Source organism: Thermodesulfovibrionales bacterium, assembly GCA_035622735.1.
Taxonomy (GTDB): domain Bacteria; phylum Nitrospirota; class Thermodesulfovibrionia; order Thermodesulfovibrionales; family UBA9159; genus DASPUT01.
Map to the genome: position 1 here is coordinate 1 of DASPUT010000205.1, position 3,261 is coordinate 3,261.

Genomic DNA, 3,261 nt, shown 5'->3' on the forward strand with positions numbered 1-3,261 from the left:
AGAGACGCTCTGTTCCCTCATACGCGATGACGAAGAGCTGCGTAACGTCTCCCTCATTCTCGTCTGCTCGGCCTCAGAATCAGACCTTGAGCGATGCGTGCAATGCAGGGCGAATGTATTCATCGCGAGCCCGATAAACAGCGCGGTTCTCCTGCAGGAAGCGTATCAACTCCTTCATATCGCTCCGCGGAAGTCGTGCAGAATCTCGATGAGCGTGAAACTGGAGGGAAGGTCGAAAGAGGTATCGTTCATCGGCTTCATAGAAAATATCAGCGCGTCCGGGATGCTCTTTCGGACGTCCGCCCTCCTTTCGGAAGGCGATAGCGTTCAGTGTTCATTCTCTCTTCCCGATTCGGCGCGCATAAACGCAAACGCCGAGATTATGCGCGTTCTCGGAAAAGAAGCGGGAGATGATGCCAGCCGTTACGGCATTCGATTCACCGACCCCGGAGTCGACCTCATTTCCGCTATCGAGACGCTTATCGAAAAAGAATACCAGTGCACGTAAGGGGGCGAGCGATCTCTGGCGGGCCATATCGATTGGTAAGCTCAGGAGAATCCATGCATGCCCATGGAGGAGGAACGCGATGTGCGAAGTGAATGCCTTTGTCCTCAAGAACGGCGGTGAGGAACTCTATCTTGAAAGCGTGAATGTCGCGACATCTGAGGAAGGCAAGGTCTTTCTCAGAAACCTCTTCGGCGAGGAGAAGGTCTTTGACGGCACGATCAGGGAAGTCTCTCTGGTAAAGAACAGGATCGTGCTCGAGAAGAAGTAGAAACCTGAATGAACTGATATTCCGCGTCACAGGAATTATCAGGAAAAGAGGACCTTTCCCTATCGCATAGCCGGTCCCAAGTCTTTTGCAAGAGCGGACTTTGTGTTTTACGTCCTAAGCTAGAGATTACCGCGATATGAACCGCCCGTCATAATCTGCAAGAGCCTTGCTGTGTCATCCCTCTGCGAAGGGGTAATCCGTAAGCTATAATCTTATTATGCTCCAGATATCCTCAGTCATCGGACAGTTTCCCTATTTGGGGCTATTTGTCCTGCTTCTCCTCGGCGGCATCGGTTTTCCTTTTCCCGAGGATGCCACGCTCATCCTTGCGGTTTTCTGATCTTCAGTAATGTAGTAAGACTGATCCCCGCACTTCTCATTATCTATGCGGGTGTCATGCTCACTGATCTCTTACTCTATTTCGTGGGGAGAAAGTACGGGCAGCAGATCGTCTCTCACAAGCGGTTTCACAAGATCATATCCCCGAAGAAATTATCGCTCATGGTGAAAAAATTCAGGAGATGGGGAATCTTTGTGGTGTTGTTCGGAAGGCACCTCGTCGGGCTACGGGCTCAGATCCTGCTTGTTGCCGGGGTGATGAAGATGCCTCTCCTAAAGTTCGTCGTAACCGACGCGCTCTCGGCATCGCTGACGGTAGCGTTCATGGTCGGCGCCGGTTACGTTGGCGGCAACAGCCTCCAGATCATTAAGAAGGATATCACCCGCGTCGAACATGTAGCACTCTTTCTTACCGTCGCCCTTTTAGCGTGCTATCTTCTCTTCAGATATCTCGTCGCCGGACGGAGGGCGTCCCGCTGATCATTCCTTTTCCCTTCCATGCAAGAATGTCGTACGAGGCCTCTGTGGTATAATGGAAAGCGCCGACTCTCATGAATTCGGTTACGGTATCTGTTACAGGATCGAGATATGAAAAAGCAGAATGATAGAGCGGAAGAACAGATCTATATCGACCCGGTAAACCTCTTTGTCGTCATCATCGCTGCGATATTCGTGGCGACGGCGCTCGCCGATCTTATTTTGTCAATTCTCCCTTCGGTGTCGATACATACGATAACCGTATACAGATTCGCATTCTTAAACGCGGGGTTAACAATCGTCATCCTCTTCCCGGTCGTTTATTATCTTGTATTTAAGCCGTTCACATCATACATTGAGCAGCTGAAGCGGTCGAAAAAGGCGCTGCAGACAAGCGAGGGGAGGTATCGGTCCCTCGTCGAGACTACGGATGATTCGATCTTCCTCGTCAATAAAGACTGCAAATACCTATTCATGAACACTAAGCATCTGTCTCGATTGGGCTTTTCAGTTGCCGAAGCATATGCAGGCCGAGCCTATTCAGAGTTTCATTCACCGGAGGAAACAGAGATATTTCGTGACAGAGTCAAAGAGGTCTTCGAGACAGGACTGTCGTTGCAGCACGAACACAGAAGTGGAAGGGACGGTAAATACTTTCTTCGCACCCTGAGTCCGGTCAGAGGTCCGGACAGAACGATAGAAGCGGTCAGTGTCGTTTCGAAGAACATTACCCAAGTAAAGGAGGCGGCTCTTCAAAAAGGGACTAATCTGTTGGGAGACCCTCGATGACTTGGACGGGGAATGAGTAATCCTTCGTGCTTCCATGCGGCCGACATCGTCATCGGACTTTGCAGCCTCGCCGTCGCATCGCCTTGCCCTTTCGCCCGTTGATTGCGATGTCGAAAGCATTTATTCACTGATTCGTTTTCAGCCGCGTGGTTACAGCGGCTTTCCTAGCCCCCCATGAATGATCATCGTTTGCGATACGATCCTACCGCCAGGGAATAACGAGACATGTGTCGTCGTCCCTGTTGCGTCTTGAGGGCTGCGACATCCTGAGCGCACACGCTTCACCGCCCCGATGGCGGGCCGGTGGTCAGTAACGGGTGTGCTATCATACCTCATGTCGAAGTGGCGGTTCATTGATACCGGTCCTTGCGATGGCCCCCTGAACATGGCGATTGACGAAGCGGTTGCGGAATCAGTGCGGCAGGGGAAGGCCCCGCCGACCCTGAGGGTATACGCATGGACGAGGCCTTCCGTAAGCATCGGCTGTTTTCAGAAGATAGCCTCGGTCAATCTGTCCTATTGCGCCGAAAGGGACATCTCCGTCGTGCGGAGGGTGACCGGGGGAAGAGCCATCCTCCATAACGATGAACTCACCTACGGGTTCTCTGCTCCGACCGTAAGCGGCCCCTTCTCGAAAGGACTCAGGGACAGCTACGAGAAGATCAGCCATGCCTTCTGCCGTGCGCTGTCGATTCTCGGCCTCTCTCCCGAGACCGGGACGGCAAGAGAGCCTTGTCATCGTGACGGTAAGAATCCACTCTGTTTTGACTCGTTATCCTTCGCCGAGATCACGCTCGAATCGAAAAAGGCGGTCGGTTCAGCTCAGAAACGCTGGAGGGACGGGCTCTTGCAGCAGGGATCGATCCCCTATTCCTTTGAT

At 52.4% G+C, this 3,261-nt stretch carries 6 protein-coding genes; all 6 read left to right on the forward strand.

The window, feature by feature from the left end:
• Window positions 1-508, forward strand: a 508-nt coding sequence (locus VEI96_10865; GenBank protein ID HXX58492.1) for a PilZ domain-containing protein, incomplete at its 5' end; no start/stop codon positions are given.
• Between the two features lie 79 nt (window positions 509-587).
• Window positions 588-776, forward strand: a complete 189-nt coding sequence (locus tag VEI96_10870) for a CooT family nickel-binding protein (protein HXX58493.1) — start codon at window positions 588-590, stop codon at window positions 774-776.
• Window positions 777-993: 217 nt separating this feature from the next.
• Complete coding sequence (locus tag VEI96_10875) at window positions 994-1,116, forward strand: hypothetical protein (GenBank protein HXX58494.1); 123 nt, start codon at window positions 994-996, stop codon at window positions 1,114-1,116.
• 23 nt (window positions 1,117-1,139) lie between these two features.
• Window positions 1,140-1,595, forward strand: coding sequence for a DedA family protein (locus VEI96_10880; GenBank protein HXX58495.1), 456 nt, complete (start codon window positions 1,140-1,142; stop codon window positions 1,593-1,595).
• 108 nt (window positions 1,596-1,703) lie between these two features.
• On the forward strand, window positions 1,704-2,381 hold the full coding sequence (locus VEI96_10885) for a PAS domain-containing protein (protein ID HXX58496.1): 678 nt from the start codon (window positions 1,704-1,706) through the stop codon (window positions 2,379-2,381).
• Between the two features lie 334 nt (window positions 2,382-2,715).
• The coding region (locus VEI96_10890) for a lipoate--protein ligase family protein (GenBank protein ID HXX58497.1) at window positions 2,716-3,261 on the forward strand (546 nt) is incomplete at its 3' end.

What these genes read in the sequence shown, in the direction of transcription:
- VEI96_10870 (HXX58493.1), top strand. Translation starts at nt 588, where the DNA reads ATGTGCGAAGTGAATGCCTTTGTCCTCAAGAACGGCGGTGAGGAACTC.
- VEI96_10875 (HXX58494.1), top strand. Translation starts at nt 994, where the DNA reads ATGCTCCAGATATCCTCAGTCATCGGACAGTTTCCCTATTTGGGGCTA.
- VEI96_10885 (HXX58496.1), top strand. Translation starts at nt 1,704, where the DNA reads ATGAAAAAGCAGAATGATAGAGCGGAAGAACAGATCTATATCGACCCG.